The organism is Pseudomonadaceae bacterium SI-3, from assembly GCA_004010935.1.
Classification (GTDB): Bacteria; Pseudomonadota; Gammaproteobacteria; order Pseudomonadales; family Pseudomonadaceae; genus Stutzerimonas.
Genome location: CP026511.1, coordinates 3,382,388 through 3,404,018, shown reverse-complemented (window position 1 = coordinate 3,404,018; position 21,631 = coordinate 3,382,388). Strand labels below are relative to the sequence as shown.

Below are 21,631 nucleotides of genomic sequence, written 5' to 3'. Positions count from 1 at the left end.
TATAACAATAACTTACATAATGTCATTGAGCCTGCGTGTGACCCAGCCGGTTGATCCGCAGCGACGCCAGGATGATCAGCCCGCCAACCGTCAGCAGCAGAAGATTGGTCTGCGTGCCCCAGAACAGCAGATTGAGCACCAGCCCCACAGGCACCGCCATGTTGTTCATCACCGCCAGGGTGCCGGCGTCCACCAAAGTGGCGCCCTTGTTCCAGCAGAATTGCCCGAGTGCGGTGGCCAGCACACCCATCCATATCAACACTGCCCATTGTTCGGTTGTGGTGGGCAGTTTTTCCGGGTTGCCGAACAGTAGCCAGGCCGGCAGTACGATCAGCAGCGCACCCATGAAGAAGTAGCCGAAGCGACGATGGAGTGGAATATCGGATGGATAACGCTGTGCCAGATGCTTGTAGCCAACCTGGCCGGCGGCAAAGGTGAAGTTAGCCAACTGCATCAGCAGGAAACCACCGAGAAAGTCGCGAGAAACACCGTCATAGCGAATCAGCCCGGCACCGAATACCGCAACGGCGGCTGCTACCAGTGCCCAGGGGTTGAAACGGCGGTTCAACGCGTCGTCAATCAACGTCACGTGCAACGGCGTCAGTACTGTGAATAAGAGGACTTCGGCGACCGTCAGTACGTTGAAGCTCAGGTACAGGCAGAGGTAGGTGACGCCGAACTGCAACGCGCCGACGAGCGTGACGCCCGCTATGAAGCCCGGTGCAACGCCGCGCCAGCGAGTCAGAGCCAGGAATACCAGGCCGGCCAGCACTACGCGGGTCAGCACAGCGAAATAGCTGTCCACCTGGCCAGCGAGGTAGGCGCCGATCAGGTTGAAGGAAAACGCCCACAGCAGGGTGACGAAAATCAGGTAGCGCATGCCGACTCCTCAGAAGGTCGGCGACCTTAGCGGCTCGGCGGCAAAGAGGGAAGGGCCGGTTTGAGCCCGCTATTTTTGATCACGGGCGCGCTTCGCCAGGCGCGCCCGTGGTGGACGGATTACGCAGACTTCAGCGAGGCCATGTCGATGACGAAGCGGTATTTCACGTCACTCTTGAGCATGCGGTCGTAGGCCTCGTTGATGGTCTGGATATCGATCATCTCGATATCCGAGACGATGTTGTGTTCGGCGCAAAAGTCGAGCATCTCCTGCGTTTCGGCAATGCCGCCAATCAGCGAGCCGGCCAAACGACGGCGCTTGAAAATCAAGCCGAACACGCTCGGCGAGGGATGCGGCGAAGCCGGTGCCCCCACCAGGGTCATGGTCGCGTCGCGCTTGAGCAGCGACAGGAAAGCATCAAGATTGTGGGGCGCTGCAACGGTATTGAGAATGAAGTCGAAGCTGTTCAGGTGCGCGCTCATCTCGTCCTGGTTCTTCGACACCACAACTTCGCTGGCGCCCAGACGCAGGGCGTCTTCCTTCTTGCCGGGCGAGGTGGTGAACAGCACGACATGCGCGCCCATGGCATTGGCGATCTTCACCGCCATATGCCCAAGGCCTCCGAGACCGACCACGCCGACCTTTTGACCAGGGCCAACCTTCCACTGGCGCAGCGGCGAATAGGTGGTGATGCCTGCACATAGCAAGGGCGCGACAGCGGCAAGCTTGTCTTCAGTATGTGAGATGCGCAGGACGAATTTCTCGTTCACCACGATGTTGTCGGAATAGCCGCCAAAGGTGTTCTCGCCACCGCCGAACGCGGGACCATTGTAGGTGCCGACAAAACCATTCTCGCAATACTGCTCGAGGCCCTCGCCGCAAGAGGGGCAGCTCTGACAGCTGTCGACCAGGCAGCCGACGCCAGCGATGTCGCCGACCTTGAAGCGGTTGACCGACTCGCCAACGGCACTGACCCGGCCAACGATCTCGTGGCCCGGAACGGAGGGGTAGAGGGTGTTGTGCCATTCGTTGCGGGCGGTGTGCAGATCCGAATGGCAGACGCCGCAGAAGAGAATGTCGATCTGCACATCGTTCGGCCCTACGGCACGGCGCGAGAAGGTATGAGGTGCGAGTGGTGTGCTTGGATCAAATGCGGCGTAACCGATGGTTGTGCTCATGAGCGCTCCTGTGGCGTTTTATCGGGTGGCGGAAGTGCTCAAGCCTATGCCTATAGCGAACAGGACCGGTTGCACAATCCTGCCGATGACTCACGCATTTCTGCTGGAATGAGATAGACCTGGCCCAGGCGCAGGTGTTCGGTACGTGATGCGCCGGGTTCTTTGGCGAGGGATTGATCGTCTGTCATGCTGCGACGAAACGCTGGGGCAGATGCTGCCGTCAGAGTAGCGGCAAGCGGTGGGCCATCGTGCCGCCTCCCAGGCGGCTCTAGTTGCAGCGTGGCGGGCCCTACGCAGAACCCGCCATTTCCGGTCAGGCTGCTTTCAGCTCGGCCTCACGCAGTGCCCGGTTGAGGGCGCTGAACAAGGCGCGAATGCTGGCGGTGGTGATGTTTTCGTCAATGCCGATGCCATGCAGCGGGCGCTCGCCATCCAGACGCACTTCGATATAGGCCGCGGCCCGTGCATTGCTGCCGGCACCGATCGAGTGCTCGTGGTAATCCATGATCTCCAGCTTCACCGGCAAGCCGGCGACCAGCGCTTCCAGCGGCCCCTTGCCGATCCCGCGCCAGTGCATGGTTTCACCCTCGCTGGTGACTTCCACCTCCACAGCGCTGGTGCCGTTTTCTTCCTGCAAACGATGGCTCTTCAGGGCGTACGGCGCCGTGGCTTGCAGGTATTCACCCTCCAGCAGGGAGTAGATCTGCTTGGCGTTCATCTCCAGTCCCAGACGATCGGTTTCCTTCTGCACCACCTGGCTGAACTCGATCTGCATCCGGCGCGGCAAGCTGATGCCGTACTCCTGCTCCAGCAAGTAGGTGATGCCGCCTTTGCCGGACTGACTGTTGACGCGAATCACCGCCTCGTAGCTGCGACCGATGTCAGCCGGGTCGATTGGCAGGTAGGGCACTTCCCACACGCCATTCGGATCCTGTTGGCTGAAGCCTTTGCGAATCGCGTCCTGGTGTGAGCCGGAGAAAGCTGTGTGAACCAGATCGCCGACGTAGGGATGGCGCGGATGGACCGGCAACTGGTTGCATTCCTCGACGACCTTGCGCACGGCATCGATGTCGGAAAAATCCAACTGCGGATCGACACCCTGGCTGTACATGTTCAGCGCTACGGTCACCAGATCGACATTGCCGGTGCGCTCGCCGTTGCCGAACAGGCAGCCCTCGACGCGATCCGCCCCGGCCATCAGGCCCAATTCGGTGGCAGCAACGCCCGTGCCGCGGTCGTTGTGGGTGTGCAGGCTAATCAGCACGCAGTCGCGCTTGTTGATCTGGCAGCCAAAATATTCAATCTGGTCGGCATAGATATTCGGAGTGGCGGCCTCAACGGTGGCCGGCAGGTTGAGGATCAGCTTCTTCTCAGGCGTCGGTTGGAATACGTCGATCACCGCGTTGCAGACCTCGACGGCGAAGTCGGTCTCAGTGGAGCTGAACACCTCGGGCGAATATTCGAAGCGCCAATCGGTTTCCGGCGCCGCATCGGCGAGACGCTTGACCACCTGCGCAGCGGCGACGGCGATGTTCACCACACCAGCCTTGTCTTGGTTGAACACGATGCGGCGGAAGCTCGGTGCCGTCGCGTTGTAGTAATGAACGATGGCCCGTTTGGCACCCTTGAGCGATTCGAAGGTGCGGGTGATCAGGTCCTCGCGAGCCTGGGTCAGCACTTGAATGGTGACGTCATCCGGAATATGCCCACCTTGGATCAGCTCGCGAACGAAATCAAAATCGGTCTGCGATGCCGAGGGAAAGCCCACTTCGATCTCCTTCAGGCCGATCTGCACCAGCGTCTTGAAGAAACGCATCTTCTTCGCCGCGTCCATCGGCTCGATCAGCGACTGGTTGCCGTCGCGCAAATCGGAGCTCAGCCAGATCGGAGCCTGAGTGATGGTCTGCGATGGCCAGGTACGGTCAGGCAGATTGATCACCGGAAACGCGCGATATTTGTTTGAAGGATCTTTGAGCATGGTCATGGCGATTTCCTTGAGCAGCTCCCCGAAGCGCGGCGCGAAGCAGGGAGGGCAGAGCAGGTCGATGCGTATTTATGGTCCGAATGTAGGGCGCAGCTATCGGGTATTGCAACCGTCTCCGAAAAAATGGTTAAAAACACTAATAAAAATCCATAAAGGAAAATAAACAGTCGATTGGTCGCCGTAATCGAAGATTGATTGCTCGGCTCGATTGCGGCCCCGTGTCGCACTCACCCTGCGCCTCGGGGCGTGCGATCATCCGGCCACGACGAGCAGTAGCCGATCCACGGCAGGATTTACGTGAGACGCAAAGGACAGTTCACAGCGGGTCTCTGGCTTGGCCTTTTTGCCATGCTGATGATCCATGTGGGACCGCTCTATTCAGCGTCGCAGCTTAAGGCTGCCCATCCCGACGCTGCAGCTCCGATCGCGCACCAGCATCATCATCACGATGCAAAAGGTCATCCGTCAGCGGTGCATTCTCCATCGCGCTCGGATAGCCAGCCGGCCTGGCTCGCTTCGCTCGACCTCTGTGGTTACTGTGAGCTGTTGACGCTGAGTCCGCCGTTGGTGCTGGCCTTCGCACCTGCGTTGCCTTATTTCCCGCCTGTTTACGCACGGCTGATTCCTCAACAGCCGCTGCCGGCCATGCCACGCCTCACCGGCGGATATGCGCGGGCCCCACCCGTATTCCACTGCTGATTTCCGAGCCGCTAACGCGCGGTTCCTCCTAAATCTCAGAAGTGGAAGATCTTTATGTCCAGAATCACCCCTGTGCGGGCGGTAGCCTCGCGTCTGCCCGTCAACCTTTCCCTGCATCCTTTGCGCTTGCGTTGGCAGTTGGCTCACCTCGCGCTGTTAAGCGCCTTGGCGGGCCAAGGCATGGCCGCTGAAGCCAACCCCGAATCGACCATCCAGCTCACGCCCATGATCATTACCGGCGTGGCGCAGCAATCCCCGCTTAAAGTGGTCACCGATCCCAAGATCCCGCGCCAGCCAATGCCGGCCAGCGAAGGCGCGGATTATCTGAAGACCATTCCGGGCTTCTCCGCGGTGCGCAACGGTGGAGTAAACGGCGATCCGGTGTTCCGCGGTATGTTCGGCTCTCGGTTGAAACTGCTCAGCAATGGCGGCGAAATGCTTGGTGCGTGTCCGAACCGCATGGATTCGCCGAGCTCCTATATCAGCCCGGACACTTTCGACAAGCTAACCGTCATCAAAGGGCCGCAAACCGTGCTCTGGGGGCCCGGCGCTTCGGCGGCCACGGTGCTTTTCGAGCGCGAGCCGGAGCAGTTCAGCGAACCCGACTACCGCCTCAACGCCAGTCTGCTGACCGGCTCTAACGGTCGCTTCGACCGCAACTTGGACGCCGCCGCCGGTAGCACACAGGGCTACGCGCGGCTGATGGCCAACAGCTCGCAGGCTGACGACTACGCGGACGGCGATGGCGATACCGTGCCGTCGCGCTATGACAAGTGGAACACCGATGTCGCGCTCGGCTGGACGCCGGATGCGGACACCTTGGTCGAGCTGACCGCAGGCCGTGGCGACGGCTTCGCCCGCTACGCTGGACGGGGCATGGATGGCAGCCAGTTCCAGCGTGAAAGTCTCGGGCTGCGCTTCGAGAAGACCAATATCGGCGAGACGTTCTACGGGCTGGAGGCGCAGGTCTATTACAACTACGCCGACCACGTCATGGACAACTACAGCCTGCGCGACTTCGTTCCGACAATGATGATGACCCAGCCGACCCTGTCGCGGGTCGACCGCCGCACGCTCGGTGGCCGACTGGTCGGCACCTGGCAATGGTCAGATGTCGCCTTGAAGGCCGGCATTGATGCGCAGCGCAGCGAGCATCGCAAGGTCATGAACCCGACCGGTGCAGTCAATCAGATGGTGGCGGCGGCGGGTAGCGACGCGCTGCCCTGGGTGCCGGATGCCGTCCTGCACAGCTACGGCCTGTTTGGCGAGCTGACCTGGCAGCTCAGCGAACGCGAGAAAGTCATCAGCGGTCTGCGGCTGGATCTGCACGAGGCGACCGATGAGCGAGCATTCTTCAACAGCCATCACCCGACGCTGAAGAACATGATGGGCATGCCGGTCAGTGAGGATTGGACCAATCCGACGGCAGGGGATACCCGGCGTGACACGCTCTACAGCGGCTTCATGCGCTATGAAAAAGAGCTCGCCAGCATGCCGGTCACCGGGTACGCCGGCCTCGGTCATGCCGAACGGTTCCCTGATTACTGGGAGCTGTTCGTCTCCAACCCCGGTCCGGTCGGTAGCGTGCAGCCGTTCGATTCTGTGCGGCCGGAGAAGACCACGCAGCTGGATATCGGCCTGCAGTACGCCGATGGCCTGCTGCAAGCCTGGGTCTCCGCGTACGCCGGCTTGGTCGAAGACTACATCCTGTTCAGCTATGTGCCCGGCGTGATGCCCAGCATGCTCCGCGCGGAGGTAAGCAACATTGACGCCGCCATTGCCGGTGGCGAGATGGGCGCAAGCTACCGGTTCACCCGCAACTGGAAAGGCGATGCGAGCCTTGCCTACGCATGGGGAAAGAACCGCAGCGATGACCGTGCCATGCCGCAGATCCCGCCGCTGGAGGGGCGGTTTGGCCTGACCTACGAGCGTGACGACTGGAGCACCAGTGGCCTCTGGCGAGTGGTCGCGTCGCAGGGCCGGGTTGCAAAAAACCAGGGCACCGTCGTCGGCAAGGACTTCGACGAGAGTGCCGGCTTTGGCGTGCTGGCGGTCAACGGTGCCTATCGTTTGGATCAGCACTTCAAGTTAAGCGCGGGAGTGGACAATCTGTTGGACAAAGCCTACAGCGAGCACCTCAACCTGGCCGGCAGCGCGGGCTTCGCCGACTACGGGCTCGACGCAACCCGTCGTGTCAACGAGCCGGGCCGCACCTATTGGGCGCGGGTCGACATGAGCTTCTGACACGCATTTTCAGCAGGCATGAAGCAGCCAGCGGTGGTCTTCCACTGCTGGCTGCAATCAGCCGTCCTGGATCTTGTCGTCGTCGAGCCGGTCGCTCGGTTGGGGCAACTGCGGCATCGGTCGGCTAAGCAGCTGGCTGACCGAGCCATAGCCCTCGCGCATGTCCGCACCGCTCGGGTGCTGGAACACGCGCAGGCCGAACTCGGGCAGGATCGCCAGTAGGTGATCGAAAATGTCTGACTGGATGGCCTCGTACTGGGTCCAGGCGACGGTGTTGGTGAAGCAGTAAATCTCGAGCGGCAAGCCGTCAGCGGTAGGGCTGAGCTGGCGCACCATCAGGGTCATGCCTTGGTGAATGCCTCCATGGCTGCGCAGGTAGCGCTCTACGTAGGCACGGAAGCTGCCAATGTTGGTGATGCGTCGAGTATTCACCGGCTCCTTGCCGCGCTCTTCAAGCTTGGCATTCCACTCGTCAATCTCTCGGCGTTTTTCGGTGAGGTATTCATCGAGCAGGTTGAAACGATGCAGGCGCTCGCATTCGTCGCTGCTGAGAAAATGCACGCTTTGCTGATCCAGAAATAGGCTGCGCTTGATCCTGCGGCCGCCGCTTTCCTGCATGCCCCGCCAGTTCTTGAACGAGTCGCTGATAAAGCGCTTGGTCGGGATGTTGCTGATGGTCTTGTCCCAGTTCTGCACCTTCACGGTATGCAGCGCGATGTCGATGACGTCGCCATCGACATTCAGCTGCGGCATTTCCACCCAGTCGCCGACGCGGATCAAATCGTTGGAGGTGATCTGTACGCTGGCCACCAGCGAAAGGATGGTGTCCTGGAAGATCAAAAGTAGGACCGCGGCCATGGCGCCGAGGCCGGACAGCAGGATCAGTGGTGAGCGATCGATCAGAGTGGCAATGATGAGAATGGTCGCGACCGCATAAATCACGATCTTGATGACTTGCAGATAGCCCTTGATCGGGTGCACATGCGCATCCGATCGGCGCCGGTACATCATATTGATGATGTCCAGCAGCGCGCCCAGAGCGAGCGCGATGGTGAGTACGATGAAACCACCACACACGTTGCGCACCACCGTGACAGCTGCTTCCGGCAAGCCCGGTACAGCGTTTACGCCAACGGAAAGCACCAGCGCCGGTACGATGTTGGACAGCCGACGGATAATGCCGAAATCCTGCAACTCGGTTTCACGTGAGCTGCGCAGCACCTTGTACAGGCCGCGGACGAGGATCCGTTTGACCACCCAGTTGGCGAGCCAGGCGGCGAATATCAGCGCGGCGCTGGACACAAGTGTCTGCAGCTCTGCATGTTCGCTCAGCCATGCCAGCCAGGTGTTCAATTCTTCTTGCATGCGTCCTCACTGTCATTTGGCGTCCGGCAAGCGGAGACCTAGAAGCTGCTCATATCAGCGAATGAACTCGCGGCTGATGGAACGGAATAGCTCGGTACCCGCCTGCTCCATCCATTCGAACGCGACCATCTCTCGCGAAACGATGCTGGCACCGGCCTGCTGCATGCGTGCCAGGCCCAGCGCCTTATCACTGGCGCGGCGCGATCCGACAGCCTCTTCGACCACGAATACCTGATTGCCGCGAGCCAGCAGGTCGAGCGCGGTCTGCAGTACGCAGATATGGGTTTCGATGCCGCTGATGATGACCTGCTTGCGGTCGCCACCGGGACGCCTGAACAGTTCGCCATCGCGCGCTGCGGAAAAATGCAGCTTCTCGATGATCGCCTCGTCAGCCATGCCATCGCGCAGGGCTGCGATCGTAGGCCCGAGGCCCTTGCTGTACTGCTCGGTGACCAGCACCGGCACACCGACGCGTTGGGCAACCTGGATCAGCCAGGCGCTGTGCTCGGCCAACGTGGTGTGGTCTTCGATGGCGGGAAATAGCCGTTCCTGAATGTCGATGATGACAAGCGTCGAATCCTGCGCATTGATGAGCATAAGGGGTCCTTGGGGCGGGTCAGGGTTTGAACGCACCGATGAAGATCGACGGGTCGACCCGTGCATCGTTTAGGCTGACGTTCCAGTGTAGATGCGGGCCGGTGGCTCGGCCGGTGGAGCCGACCTTGCCGAGCACGGCACCACGGGCAAGCTCGTCGCCGACCTTCACATCAATCTGCGACAAATGACAGAACATGCTGATCAGGCCTTGGCCGTGGTCGACGAACACGGTTTTGCCATTGAAGAAATAATTGCCAGTGAGAATGACCTTGCCGGCAGCCGGTGTCTTGATCGGTGTACCGGTCTTTGCTGCGAAATCCAGCCCGGAATGCGGATTGCGCTCTTCACCATTGAAGAAGCGGCGCAGCCCGAACGGCGAGGACAGCGGGCCGTTGACCGGCTTGTCGAACAACAGGTTACTGGGCTGGCGTGGGCTGAACTGCCTATAGGCCCGTGTCTGTTCGTCCAGTTCGCGCTCGATACGTTTGAGGTCGGCCGGGTTGGGGTTGACCTGGCGCTGGTTCTTTAAGGTGATGCGCTGTTCGCGGTAGGTGCGAGGTTCGACACGGAAGCCATGTGCTTGGCCGTCGACATCCAGCGACTGCTGACCGGCTTTGACCGACAGCGGAACGCCGACAATGGCGATCCAGCGCTTGTCATCTTCGCGAACCACCAGCACGGGTTTGCCGTCGTACCGTGCTGTTGGCGCGCTGGCATCGTTACCCAGGTCGATTACCGCGACGCCGCCGGGTACGGGTTTGTTGAGCAGGCGGGTGAGAAAACCTTCGGCGTGGACGGGAAGTGAAAGGCAGAGCAGCAAGGCAAGGGCAAAACGCATAAGAGTCCTGGGCAAAAAGTGGGTTAGTCCAGCAGTGACAAGGTGACGGGCGTTTGATGATTGTCTTCGACCCTGACGTCCAGCTCGCCTTCGCCCAGGCGCGCCTTGAGTCGTTGGCCGGGCTGGGTCTGGCCCGCATGCCGAATAGCCTGGCCGCGCTCGTCGAGCAGGATGCTGTAGCCACGTGACAAGGTGGCGAGCGGGCTGACGACATTCAGCGTCTGCGCCAGTCCCTGTAAATGTTGGCGATGGCCTTTCAGGGTGTCCTGCATTGCTCGGGGTAGGCGGCTGGACAGATGATCGAGGCGTTGGCGTAACAGGTTCAGGTTTCGGCCTGGGTGCTGGCCCGCAAGGCGTGTTTCGAAGCGGGCGAGGCGCTCCTGCCCGGCGCAGAGTCGACGGTCGATGCCGCGCAGCAGGCGATGTTCAAGATCGTCGATGCGCTGGGCCTGTTGTTGCAGGCGCTCGCCTGGGTGTCGCAGCCGGCGTGTCAGGCCTTCGAGGCGCGATGCCTCGCGGTGTAAACGGTCCCGCATCCGCAGCAGCAAGCGCTGGCGCAGGCCATCGAGTCGCTGGCGCACGTCGGCGCTGCTGGGTGCTAGGAGTTCGGCTGCCGCGGAAGGCGTCGGCGCGCGTACGTCGGCGACGAAGTCGGCAATGGAAACGTCGGTTTCATGGCCTACGGCGCAAACGATCGGCGTCTCGCAGGCTGCCACGGCGCGTGCGACCACTTCTTCGTTGAAGCACCACAGGTCTTCCAATGAGCCGCCGCCGCGCGCCAGGATCAGGGCATCGAAGCCGCCACGGTCAGCCAGTTCCAGCGCACGGACGATTTGTGCCGTCGCTTCGCGGCCCTGGACCGGGGTCGGTACCAGCGTCAGGGCAACATGCGGCGCCCGTCGACGGAACACCGAAATGATGTCGCGGATCACCGCACCGGTGGGCGAGCTGACGATGCCAATACGCTGCGGGTGAGCGGGCAGGGCGCGCTTGCCGGCGGCGTCGAACAAGCCTTCGGCGCTCAGCTTCTCCTTTAGCGCTTCGAATGCCAGGCGCAGCGAGCCGTCGCCCGCTGGCTCGACGTTGTCGAGAATCAGCTGATAGTCGCCGCGGCCCTCGAACAAGGACACCCGTCCGCGCACTTTTACCGCGAGGCCGTCGCGCAACGCCTGACGCACACGCAAGGCGTTCTGTCGGAATAGCGCGCAGCGCACCTGGGCGCTCTTGTCCTTCAGCGTGAAGTAGACGTGGCCGGATGCCGGCTTGGACAGATTGGATATTTCGCCTTCTACCCACACCTGGGCGAAGACATCTTCGAGCAGCAGCCGCGCGCGACCGTTGAGCTGGCTGACGGTCAGCACTTCACGGTCGAGATTGAGGCGTTGGAAAGGATCTTTGAGCATGCCGGGATGATAAGGGAAAAGTATGGTTAGGCGCTGAGGGCGAATGGCCAAACGGACAACAGGCGACGCCGCGTCGTTGACCTACGCTGAGTAGTCATTATGCTGCGCCGCTTTCTTCGCCTCCTTTCGAGTCAGTCATGAGTCACAGTCAAGCGATCGTCGTGCCGCGTATCTCATCCTTTCCTGGCCATGAGGCCAAGGCGCGAATGATCCTGCGTTGGCTTGCCGAGCGGCGCATCGTCGAGGCGCTGCCAACCACCTGTGGGCGCGGTGTTGGCGGCATGGCCTATGCGCTTGGATCGGGTGCGCGCAACGTTGTGCTGCACCCTGAGCGGTTGCCGTTCGCTGAGCCGATCAATGGCTTGGAGGTTGTGACCAAGCGCTGCATCTACACGCCGACCCGGGCGTTTGCCGAGGAGGCCGGATGCCCTGAATGTCGGCAAGAGATTGGTGAGGCGCTGTTCGAGAGTCTCGACGAGTGGATGCCTGCACAGACCGACACCTTCACCTGTCCGGAATGCGGGTACGAGGATGACATCAACGGCTTCCTGTTCATTCCGGCTTGCGGCTTTTCCAATCTTGGCTTCATCTTCAACGGTTGGGGCGAGGCTGTATTTGCCCAGCCCTTTCTTGACGAGTTCGCTGGACGGCTGGGATTCAAGGTGGCGGTGGTGGTTGCGTAGAGGTGACCGGTCAGTCATTTGTTCGACGTAGCGAAGCGGAACGCGCGCGGCGGACCTTACAACTGCATTGAGCGTAATGGTGTGCGTGGGTATAATGCCGCGCTTCCTTTTTCCCGCCTGGGAGCCCCCGCCATGCTGCGTATCAGCCAAGAAGCCCTGACTTTCGATGATGTTCTCCTGATCCCGGGTTATTCCGAGGTCTTGCCGAAGGATGTCAGCCTCAAGACCCGCCTGACCCGCGAAATCGAGCTGAACATTCCCCTCGTTTCGGCTGCAATGGACACCGTCACCGAAGCTCGCCTGGCCATCGCCATGGCGCAGGAAGGCGGCATCGGCATCATCCACAAGAACATGAATGTCGAGCAGCAGGCCGCCGAAGTGCGCAAGGTCAAGCGCCACGAAACGGCCATCGTTCACGATCCGGCGACCGTGACGCCTGAAACCAAGATCAGCGAACTGCTGCGCAAGGCGCGCGAGCTTGGTTTCTCTGGCTTCCCTGTGGTCTCGGGCAAAGAACTGGTGGGGATCGTCACCGGGCGCGACCTGCGCTTCACGCCGAACGTCGGTGATTCGGTTGCCGCGATCATGACGCCCAAGGAAAAGCTGATCACCGTTCAGGAAGGGACGGGGCTCGAGGAAATCAAAGCCAAGCTGCATGAGCATCGCATCGAGAAGATGCTCGTGGTCGACAGCAACTTCCACCTGCGTGGCCTGGTCACCTTCCGTGACATCGAAAAAGCCAAGACCTACCCGCTGGCCTCTAAGGACGGTGAAGGCCGCCTCCGTGTCGGCGCCGCCGTCGGCACAGGTGCCGATACCGCCGAGCGTGTCGAAGCCCTGGCTGCTGCCGGCGTCGATGTGATCGTCGTCGACACCGCACACGGCCACTCTCGCGGTGTGCTCGATCGCGTTCGTTGGGTCAAGGATAACTTCCCGCAGGTCCAGGTCATCGGCGGCAACATCGCCACTGCCGAAGCCGCGCTGGACCTGGTCAAGGCTGGCGCTGACGCGGTCAAGGTCGGCATCGGCCCAGGTTCGATCTGCACCACGCGCATCGTCGCTGGTGTCGGCGTGCCGCAAATTTCCGCGATCGCCAACGTCTCCGCCGCGCTCGAAGGCACCGGTGTGCCGATGATCGCCGATGGCGGCATCCGCTTCTCCGGTGATCTGTCCAAGGCCATCGTGGCCGGCGCCAATGCCGTGATGATGGGCTCGATGTTTGCCGGTACCGAGGAAGCTCCGGGCGAGATCGAGTTGTTCCAGGGCCGCTCCTACAAGGCCTACCGCGGCATGGGCTCGCTGGGCGCCATGTCCCAGGCGCAGGGTTCGTCGGATCGTTACTTTCAGGATTCCTCCGCTGGTGCCGAAAAGCTGGTGCCGGAAGGCATCGAAGGGCGCGTGCCGTACAAGGGCTCGCTGGCAGCAATCATTCACCAGCTGATGGGTGGCCTGCGCGCCTCCATGGGCTATACCGGTAGCGCGACCATCGATCACATGCGCACCCACCCGCAGTTCGTGCGCATCACCGGTGCCGGCATGGCCGAGTCCCATGTGCATGATGTGCAGATCACCAAGGAAGCGCCCAACTACCGGGTTGGTTGATATTTCTGTCGCTGGAGGCTGATCGCTGAGCGGCTGGATGGGCAATGTCTCGTTCAGCCGCTTGCGTTCAGCCTTCAGCCGTTTTTTCCAGGGGAAAAAAATGGCCCATCAAGACATTCACGCTCACCGCATCCTGATTCTGGACTTCGGCTCGCAGTACACCCAGCTGATCGCCCGTCGCGTGCGCGAACTCGGCGTCTACTGCGAATTGCATCCGTTCGACATGAGCGATGAGGACATTCGCGACTTCGCGCCGCGCGGCATCATCCTGGCTGGCGGCCCGGAGTCTGTGCACGCCGAAGGTAGCCCGCGCGCGCCGCAGGCCGTGTTCGATCTCGGCGTACCGCTGTTCGGTATCTGTTACGGCATGCAGACCATGTCGGAGCAGCTGGGCGGCAAGGTGCAGGGTTCAGATGAGCGCGAGTTTGGCTATGCGCGCGTCGACTTGGTCGGCAAGTCCAAGCTGTTCGACGGCATCGAAGATCACATGGACGACGACGGCGTGTTCGGCCTCGACGTCTGGATGAGTCACGGCGACAAGGTAACGACGCTGCCGGAAGGCTTCCACATCCTGGCCAGCACACCGAGCTGCCCGATTGCTGCCATGGGTGATGATGACCGTCGCTACTATGGCGTGCAGTTCCACCCGGAAGTGACCCATACCCGCCAGGGTGGGCGCATTCTGTCGCGTTTCCTGCTGGAAATCTGCGGCTGCGAAGCGCTGTGGACGCCGTCCAACATCGTCGATGATCTGGTCGAGCAGGTTCGCAATCAGGTCGGCTCGGCCAACGTGCTGTTGGGTCTGTCCGGTGGTGTCGACTCCTCGGTGGTTGCGGCGCTGTTGCACAAAGCCATCGGCGATCAGCTGACTTGCGTGTTCGTCGACAACGGCCTGCTGCGCTTGCACGAAGGCGACCAGGTGATGGCGATGTTCGCTGAGAACATGGGCGTTAAGGTGATCCGTGCCGACGCCGAAGCCCAGTTCCTCGACAATCTGGCTGGCGAAGCTGATCCGGAAAAGAAGCGCAAGATCATTGGTCGTACCTTTATCGACGTGTTCGACGCCCAGGCCAGCAAGCTGGACAACATCCAGTACCTCGCTCAGGGCACCATCTACCCGGACGTCATCGAGTCCGCTGGTGCCAAGAGCGGCAAGGCCCATGTAATCAAGTCGCACCACAACGTTGGTGGCCTGCCGGAGGAGATGAACCTCAAGTTGGTCGAGCCCCTGCGCGAGCTGTTCAAGGACGAAGTCCGCAAGATCGGCCTTGAACTCGGCCTGCCTTACGACATGGTCTACCGCCATCCCTTCCCAGGCCCGGGTCTGGGCGTGCGCATCCTCGGCGAAGTGAAGAAGGAATACGCCGACCTGCTGCGTCGTGCTGACCACATCTTCATCCAGGAACTGCGCAACTTCGACTGGTACCACAAGACCAGCCAGGCTTTCGTGGTGTTCCAGCCGGTTAAGTCGGTGGGTGTCGTCGGCGATGGCCGCCGCTACGCCTGGGTCGTCGCCCTGCGTGCGGTAGAAACCATCGACTTCATGACTGCACGCTGGGCACATCTGCCGTATGAGCTGCTGGAGAAGGTCTCCAACCGCATCATCAACGAAATCGACGGTATCTCACGCGTGACGTACGACGTATCGAGCAAGCCGCCGGCGACTATCGAGTGGGAATGATTCAGCAAGCGGTCTGATAAAAACCAAGAAGCCCCGGGTTGCCGGGGCTTCTGCTTTGCAGCGTGCCAGTCAGTGCATGACGGCCGGCGTATCGATACGGCGCCAAATCGCTTCGGAGAAGCTGTAAATAGCGAAGGCCACCAATCCAAGGCCAACCAGCGATAGCCAGAACGTGCCGAAGGGCAAGTTTTGCAGAGCATTCAGAGCATCTTCCAGGCCCGGTGGGTTGGTTGGCTCGTAGTGGCTGCCACCTGTGAAGAGCATGCCGGCAACTACCAGAAAGGCGACGCCGCGTGCGATGAGACCTGCGCGGGAAATGGGGCGAACCCATTTCATGACGTGTTCGGATGCGTAGAAGTACTTTTCGAACTTGGCTTTCCAGCCCTTGATGATGTGGGCAATACCAACGCCCAAGGGTACCAGCGCAACCAGATAGATCAGGTAATTCGAGTATTTCCAACTAAGCAGGCCCGAGAGGAAGTCGCCGCCTGACCCTCCGCTGCCGCCTGACCCTCCGCTGCCGCCTGATCCGCCGATGGAGCTACCAAGCAGCCCAAGGGTGAATAGGGCAAGCAGGGTATAGGCCACGGCACTTCCTACGAGACCTGCCCGGATCACTAAGCCCTTGGCATCGGTGCCATGGCCTTCCGGGTCGGTAATCGCCTGGGTTAGGCGCCACGCCACGTAAGCCACGAGTCCGACAACCATGATCCAGAGCAAGGTCTCCCCAAAGGGCTGCCCTAACAATTGTTGAATGGCGCCTTTGGTGCCGACGGTGTTTCCGCTGCCGATGCCGGCCATAAAGGCGAATATGCCGACGATCAGATAGACAACGCCTCGTGCGGCGTAGCCGCTTCGAGCGAGCCAGGTGATGCCTCGGCTGACTTCGCCTTTGGCCTGGGCTGCAGTGGGGTGCATGGCGCCTCCTCGATATGGATGTCTCCTTAGTAGACGCGCGATCAGGCGCTAGGGTTCGCTGTTATTAATTGAGGGGCTTGCTAGGGGCATTGCTTGCATGCTGCGACATAGCGCACGAAGCTGTAGCATGATGCAAATGCGAGCGATTCCAATCTAGTTGTTTGTGCCACTGCTCGTGCAGTTTTGATGAGAATGAAATGACTTTTACCCGAAGGAAAGTGCTGTCCGGGTTAGCTGGGCTAGCGGCGTTGGGCGTTGCCGGTGGCGGAGCACGCTATTGGCTTGGGCGTCCCGCTGATCCCGTGACCCATGATTACGAGCTGATCGCAGCTCCAGCTGAGATCGAGTTGATCGCCGGCACCAAGACCCCAGCATGGTGCTACGGTGGGCAGGCGCCGGGCGTCGAACTGCGCGCCAGACAGGGGGAGTGGTTGCGGGTGCGCTTCACCAATCACCTGCCGGAGCCCACCACTATCCATTGGCATGGCATCCGCCTGCCGCTGAATATGGATGGGGTTCCTTATGTTTCCCAGCTGCCTGTCTTGCCTGGCGAGTCGTTCGATTATTTGTTTCAAGTGCCGGACGCGGGTAGTTTCTGGTATCACCCACACACGTCGAGCGCCGAGCAGCTGGGGCGCGGCCTGGTAGGGCCGTTGATTGTCGAGGAGCGCGAGCCGAGCGGTTTTCGCCATGAGCGAACGCTAAGCCTTAAGAACTGGCATGTCGACAAGCAGGGACACTTCACCGATTTCAGCGTACCGCGAGAAGCTGCCCGAGGAGGAACACCTGGCGTATTGTCGACCATCAATGGGGAGCACGCGCCAACCCTTGAACTGCCGGCGGGCCAAGTGGTGCGTTTGCGCATCATCAATCTCACCAACACCGTCACCTACCGGCTGAACCTGCCGGGTGGTAGTGCGCGTATCTATGCAATCGATGGCAACCCGATCGCGCCGCGGCCTCTGGGGAAAGCCTATTGGCTGGGGCCGGGAATGCGCATCGATCTGGCCTTGAAAGTGCCGCCTGCTGGCGAGCAGCTATCCTTGCGCAATGGCCCATTGAGGCTGGCTACGCTCTCATCGATCGCCACGACAGAAGACGAGGGTAACTGGCCGGCACCGCTGCCAGCCAACCCAATCGCTGAACCGGACCTGCAGCGGGCCGAAACGCTGCGCTTCAACTTCGAGTGGGCCGGCACGTTGTCCAGCGACGCGGCGCAGGGCGACGCGTTCACGTTCTGGCAGATCAATGGTCAGGCTTGGGACATCAATGACAAGACCTGTGCGGATCGGCCCATTGCCACGTTGAAGAAAAACGGTCATTACATATTCGAGCTGCGCAACCTCAGCCAATATCAGCACCCGATTCATCTACACGGTATGACCTTCAAGGTCATCTCGTCTAACCGCAAACGAATCGATCCCTGGTATACCGACACTTACTTGCTCGGCAAGAACGAGACGGCCCGAATTGCGCTGGTGGCGGATAATCCTGGTGTATGGATGTTCCACTGTCATGTGATCGATCACATGGAAACCGGGCTGATGGCGGCGATTGAAGTGGTTTGATGGAAGCGACAGTCGGGTGGAATAGATGAAAAAGCCGGTGATCATTGATCGTTCTCGCGATGATGAGTTCATGCGCGAGGCGTTGTCGCTTGCGGCCGAAGGCGCAAGGCTAGGGGAGGTGCCGGTCGGTGCGGTGGTCGTAAAGGATGGCAAGGTTATCGGCCGCGGTTTCAATTGTCCGATCTCCACTCACGACCCCAGTGCTCACGCTGAGATGGTCGCTATTCGCGATGCAGCGGCGAGCCTGGAAAACTATCGGTTGCCGGGCAGCACGCTGTACGTGACGCTGGAGCCTTGCAGCATGTGCGCAGGCTTGATCGTCCACTCGCGTATTCAGCGGGTGGTGTATGGCGCCACGGAGCCCAAGGCTGGCGTTGCGGTCAGTCGCGGAGAGTTCTTTTCGCAGCATTTCCTCAACCACCGCGTATTAATCGAGGGCGGGGTGAGCGCGGACGCGTGCAGCCAGGTGCTGAGCGAGTTCTTCAAGGGGCGCCGCCTCAAGACACAAGGTGGCGAGGCGGTGCAAGGATCGTTGGAGGGCTAAGGCGAGGCGCAGCGCTGTCAGCGATCAGACGTTGCTGCTGTAGCGACGCACGCCCGCGTCTGGCAGCTTTTCATGGGCGGCCACGCTGCCCTGCGCAGGAAACACCACTAAATGGTCGGCAGCAATGGCAATACCGACTTCCTGGCCAGTCGGGTAGTCCGCGTGGCTGGGAAATATCCCCTCCAGCTGATTGCCGGTAGGCAGCTGCAGGCGATACAGCGTCGAGGCGCCAAGGAATGTCTTGCCGACGATGAGCGCCTTGAGTCTGCTTTCCGGCGAATAGACGATGTCATCCGGACGCAGCAGGACATCCACCGAGCTGCCAGCCGGCATGGTGTAGGCGCGGTTGCCGCGAATGACGCCCAGTTCGGTCTGTACTGTCTCCGGGTCAATCAGCTGGCCGCGGATGAAATACCCCTGGCCTATGAAACTCGCCACGAAGGGTGTAAGCGGCTCATGGTACAGGTTGAACGGCGTGTCCCACTGTTCCAGCCGACCATCCTTGAACACGCCGACCTGATCGCTGACAGCGAAGGCTTCTTCCTGATCGTGGGTGACGAGAATGGCGCTGGTGCCACGCGCCTTGAGAATTTCGCGAACTTCGTGGCTCAGGCGCCGGCGCAGGTCGCCATCGAGGTTGGAGAAAGGCTCGTCTAGTAAAAGCAGTTCCGGCTCGGGCGCAAGGGCTCGGGCGAGCGCAACACGCTGTTGCTGGCCGCCGGAAAGCTCGTGCGGATAGCGTTTGCCGAGCGGCGCGAGATGCACCAGGTCAAGCATTTCTCGCACGATGCGTTGCGATTGCGGATGCTTGCGGATACCGAAGCCAATGTTTTCCGTCACGGTCAGATGCGGGAACAGGGCATAGTCCTGAAACACCATGCCGACCCTGCGCTTCTCGGGCGCCAGGGTAAAACCACGGCGCGAAAGCACGGCGTCGCCGAGCTGGATCTCGCCTTCGTTGACGTGCTCGAATCCGGCGATAGCCCGCAATGTAGTGGTTTTACCGCAACCGGATGGCCCCAGGAGACAGCCGATATCGCCGCGATTCAGGTGCAGATTGAGACTCTGCACGATGCTCTGACCGCCATAGCCGCAGTCGAGGTTGCGCAGATGCAGCAGCGGTTCATGGCTCATGCGTGGTGGTAAGCCGGCTCGACCAGAAACTCAAGCAGGGCTTTTTGTACATGCAGACGGTTTTCGGCCTGTTGCCAAGCGACTGCTCGCTTGTCGTCGAGCAGGTCGTGGCTGATCTCCTCGCCGCGATGCGCCGGCAGGCAATGCATGAACAGGACGTCTTCGGCTGCCGCGTCGAGCAAGGCGCGGTCGACTTGGTAGGGGCGGAAGGTGGCAATACGAGCGGCGACTTCGTCTTCCTGGCCCATGGAGGCCCAGACGTCTGTGCTGACCAGGTGTGCACCCGCTACCGCTTCGCGTGGGTCACGGAAAACCTGCACTCGGTCTCCAGCCTTCGCGAGCAGCTCGCTCTTGGGCTCGTAGCCCGCCGGGCAAGCGATACGCAGCAGGAAATCGAATTGAAGCGCGGCCTCCATATAGGAGTTGCACATGTTGTTGCCATCCCCGACCCAGGCGACGGTCTTGCCCGCGATACTGCCGCGCAGCTCATGAAAAGTCTGCATGTCGGCCATCAGTTGGCAGGGGTGCAGATCGTCTGAAAGACCGTTGATCACCGGCACCGAGGAGTTCGCTGCAAACTCGGTCAGCGTTGAATGAGCGAAAGTGCGGATCATGACGGCGTCGAGCATGCTCGACATGACGATGGCTGAGTCGCTGATCGGTTCGCCGCGGCCCAATTGCGTGTCGCGCGGCGAGAGAAATACGGCTTGGCCGCCGAGCTGAATCATCCCCGCTTCGAAAGATAGTCTCGTGCGGGTCGAGGCTTTTTCGAAAATCATGCCCAGGACGCGGTTTTTCAGCGGCTCGAACAGAATGCCGCGCTCGCGCAGATCCTTCAGCTCGATGCCGCGACGGACCAGGCCTAACAGCTCCTGGGGCGTGCAATCCATCAGTGAGAGAAAATGCCTTGCGCTCATATCAACTACCTTTCATTGCCGCAGTCGAGGCCGTAGATTTCGACGAAAAAAGAAGGGCCTACGACAGGGGTCGCATAGATGGCGACGAAACGGGAAAGGCGCGATCTTATCCAGAAAGTCTCAGCCGGCGCAAATCGGCCTCAGCGCGCCAGATTCCGGCGCTGCAGGCGAGCTGTGCTGGATGCGAGCTGATAAAAGCCGAGCCCGCGACTCGGCTTTTAGGCTGCTGTTCTGTACAATGCGCGGCAACCGAGACTAGCCGAGGTGCCCCATGGATATCATCGAAACCATCAAAGAGCAGATCGAAAAGAACCCGGTGCTGCTTTATATGAAAGGCTCGCCCAACGCCCCGCAGTGTGGATTTTCTGCCCGTGCGACCCAGGCTGTGATGGGCTGTGGCGAGAAGTTCGCCTACGTCGACATCCTGCAAAATCCTGAAATCCGCACCAATCTGCCGAAGTATGCCAACTGGCCGACCTTCCCCCAGCTGTGGGTGGATGGCGAGTTGGTCGGTGGCAGCGACATCATCCTGGAAATGTTCGAAAAGGGTGAGCTGCAACCGCTGATCAAGCAGGCCGTCGAGAAAGCTGGCGCCTGATCGCGACTCCAAAAAGAGAACCCGCCTGGCCGCGGGTTTTTTTTCGTCTGCATTTCGGCTCGCTCAGGTCAAAAAGTGGCTCGTGTTTACAACGAGGTGCTAGGCAATAACGAAGAAACGGGAGCCGAGGCTCCCGTTTCATTACAGCTCGGACGCTTTTACTCGTCCATCTGCGACTGCAGATAGTTCTCCATGCCGACCTTGCCGATCAGGCTCAGCTGGGTTTCCAGCCAGTCGATATGTTCTTCTTCGGATTCCAAGATGTCTTCGAGCAATTCGCGAGTGCCGTAGTCACCGACGCTCTCACAGTAGGCGATCGCGACCTTGAGATCCTGGATGCCGCCCTGCTCGAGCTTGAGGTCACATTCGAGCATTTCGCGAGTGTTTTCACCAATCAGCAATTTGCCGAGGTCCTGCAGGTTAGGCAGGCCTTCGAGGAACAGGATGCGCTTGATCAGCTTGTCAGCATGCTTCATCTCGTCGATGGATTCTTTGTACTCATGCTTGCCGAGCTTGCCGAGTCCCCAGTCTTCATACATGCGCGCATGCAGGAAATACTGGTTGATTGCGACCAGTTCGTTGCCAAGGATCTTGTTCAGATGCTGAATGACCAGCTTGTCGCCTTTCATGTTGGTGTCCTGCGTCGAATCGGGTTCGTTGATAAGCGCAGTCTGGCCACGAACCTAGGTACTGTCAAACCTAAGTCCTTGAATGATAAAGGGTAAAGCGGAATAAGAATAAGTCTGTTCCGCGACTTGGCGCCAAGGCTTTGATTCGCGGGCAGAAAAAAGCCGGGCA

19 protein-coding genes are annotated in these 21,631 nt (G+C 60.4%); 8 read left to right on the top strand and 11 right to left on the bottom strand.

The genetic code is table 11. The features are described from left to right. Positions 1 to 22 precede the first annotated feature (22 nt). The 3 genes from C1896_15875 to leuA all read right to left on the bottom strand — a co-directional run bounded on the left by C1896_15875 (position 23) and on the right by leuA (position 4,042). Positions 23 to 880, bottom strand: a complete 858-nt coding sequence (locus tag C1896_15875; protein ID AZZ46252.1) for a hypothetical protein — start codon at positions 878 to 880, stop codon at positions 23 to 25. Positions 881 to 999: 119 nt separating this feature from the next. Next, the gene (locus C1896_15870) at positions 1,000 to 2,058 is read right to left on the bottom strand and encodes a hydroxyacid dehydrogenase (protein ID AZZ46251.1); all 1,059 of its coding nucleotides are present in this window, start codon (positions 2,056 to 2,058) and stop codon (positions 1,000 to 1,002) included. A 313-nt stretch (positions 2,059 to 2,371) separates the two neighbouring features. Continuing rightward, entirely contained in the window at positions 2,372 to 4,042 is a 1,671-nt protein-coding gene (leuA, locus tag C1896_15865) for a 2-isopropylmalate synthase (protein AZZ46250.1), read from the bottom strand. Positions 4,043 to 4,339: 297 nt separating this feature from the next. On the opposite strand from leuA, the gene C1896_15860 reads away from it, so the two are divergent. Continuing rightward, positions 4,340 to 4,741 carry a DUF2946 domain-containing protein gene (locus C1896_15860; GenBank protein AZZ46249.1) on the top strand — a complete coding sequence of 134 codons (402 nt, stop codon included), beginning with the start codon at positions 4,340 to 4,342 and terminating at the stop codon, positions 4,739 to 4,741. A 54-nt stretch (positions 4,742 to 4,795) separates the two neighbouring features. After that, the gene (locus C1896_15855) at positions 4,796 to 6,985 is read left to right on the top strand and encodes a TonB-dependent copper receptor (GenBank protein ID AZZ46248.1); all 2,190 of its coding nucleotides are present in this window, start codon (positions 4,796 to 4,798) and stop codon (positions 6,983 to 6,985) included. A 57-nt stretch (positions 6,986 to 7,042) separates the two neighbouring features. Here the strand turns inward: C1896_15855 and C1896_15850 are convergent, their stop codons facing one another. Genes C1896_15850 through C1896_15835 form a run of 4 tightly spaced genes read right to left on the bottom strand, consistent with a single transcriptional unit; the run spans position 7,043 to position 11,188 of the window. Then, a complete protein-coding gene (locus C1896_15850) occupies positions 7,043 to 8,350 on the bottom strand; it encodes a mechanosensitive ion channel protein MscS (GenBank protein ID AZZ46247.1) in 1,308 nt (435 codons plus the stop codon). Between the two features lie 54 nt (positions 8,351 to 8,404). Next, positions 8,405 to 8,947, bottom strand: coding sequence for a hydrolase (locus C1896_15845; GenBank protein AZZ46246.1), 543 nt, complete (start codon positions 8,945 to 8,947; stop codon positions 8,405 to 8,407). Positions 8,948 to 8,966: 19 nt separating this feature from the next. Then, on the bottom strand, positions 8,967 to 9,785 hold the full coding sequence (locus C1896_15840; protein ID AZZ46245.1) for a peptidase M23: 819 nt from the start codon (positions 9,783 to 9,785) through the stop codon (positions 8,967 to 8,969). A gap of 23 nt (positions 9,786 to 9,808) precedes the next feature. Further along, on the bottom strand, positions 9,809 to 11,188 hold the full coding sequence (locus C1896_15835) for an exodeoxyribonuclease VII large subunit (GenBank protein ID AZZ46244.1): 1,380 nt from the start codon (positions 11,186 to 11,188) through the stop codon (positions 9,809 to 9,811). A 137-nt stretch (positions 11,189 to 11,325) separates the two neighbouring features. Between C1896_15835 and C1896_15830 the strand changes: the two genes are divergently transcribed. From C1896_15830 to guaA, 3 genes are all read left to right on the top strand, one after another. Continuing rightward, complete coding sequence (locus tag C1896_15830) at positions 11,326 to 11,871, top strand: sugar ABC transporter ATPase (GenBank protein AZZ46243.1); 546 nt, start codon at positions 11,326 to 11,328, stop codon at positions 11,869 to 11,871. 132 nt (positions 11,872 to 12,003) lie between these two features. Next, complete coding sequence (locus C1896_15825; GenBank protein AZZ46242.1) at positions 12,004 to 13,473, top strand: IMP dehydrogenase; 1,470 nt, start codon at positions 12,004 to 12,006, stop codon at positions 13,471 to 13,473. A 100-nt stretch (positions 13,474 to 13,573) separates the two neighbouring features. After that, positions 13,574 to 15,154, top strand: coding sequence for a glutamine-hydrolyzing GMP synthase (gene guaA / locus C1896_15820; protein ID AZZ47700.1), 1,581 nt, complete (start codon positions 13,574 to 13,576; stop codon positions 15,152 to 15,154). Between the two features lie 69 nt (positions 15,155 to 15,223). Here guaA and C1896_15815 read toward each other — a convergent pair whose 3' ends face one another. Next, positions 15,224 to 16,072 carry a hypothetical protein gene (locus C1896_15815; protein ID AZZ46241.1) on the bottom strand — a complete coding sequence of 283 codons (849 nt, stop codon included), beginning with the start codon at positions 16,070 to 16,072 and terminating at the stop codon, positions 15,224 to 15,226. 197 nt (positions 16,073 to 16,269) lie between these two features. On the opposite strand from C1896_15815, the gene C1896_15810 reads away from it, so the two are divergent. Beyond that, on the top strand, positions 16,270 to 17,640 hold the full coding sequence (locus C1896_15810; protein AZZ46240.1) for a copper oxidase: 1,371 nt from the start codon (positions 16,270 to 16,272) through the stop codon (positions 17,638 to 17,640). 25 nt (positions 17,641 to 17,665) lie between these two features. Next, positions 17,666 to 18,184: a tRNA adenosine(34) deaminase TadA gene (locus C1896_15805; protein ID AZZ46239.1), complete on the top strand. Its 519-nt coding sequence runs from the start codon at positions 17,666 to 17,668 to the stop codon at positions 18,182 to 18,184. Positions 18,185 to 18,208: 24 nt separating this feature from the next. Here C1896_15805 and C1896_15800 read toward each other — a convergent pair whose 3' ends face one another. Together C1896_15800 and argF are read right to left on the bottom strand one after the other, a co-directional pair. Further along, positions 18,209 to 19,318 (bottom strand): iron ABC transporter ATP-binding protein, encoded by a 1,110-nt coding sequence (locus tag C1896_15800; GenBank protein AZZ46238.1) that lies wholly within the window; start codon positions 19,316 to 19,318, stop codon positions 18,209 to 18,211. Then, on the bottom strand, positions 19,315 to 20,235 hold the full coding sequence (argF, locus tag C1896_15795) for an ornithine carbamoyltransferase (protein AZZ46237.1): 921 nt from the start codon (positions 20,233 to 20,235) through the stop codon (positions 19,315 to 19,317). Before argF ends, C1896_15800 begins: the two co-directional genes overlap by 4 nt. A 271-nt stretch (positions 20,236 to 20,506) precedes the next feature. Here argF and grxD point away from each other — a divergent pair, with 271 nt between their 5' ends. Beyond that, entirely contained in the window at positions 20,507 to 20,833 is a 327-nt protein-coding gene (gene grxD, locus C1896_15790; protein ID AZZ46236.1) for a monothiol glutaredoxin, Grx4 family, read from the top strand. Between the two features lie 158 nt (positions 20,834 to 20,991). Here grxD and bfr read toward each other — a convergent pair whose 3' ends face one another. Beyond that, complete coding sequence (bfr, locus tag C1896_15785) at positions 20,992 to 21,462, bottom strand: bacterioferritin (protein ID AZZ46235.1); 471 nt, start codon at positions 21,460 to 21,462, stop codon at positions 20,992 to 20,994. Positions 21,463 to 21,631: the final 169 nt, after the last annotated feature.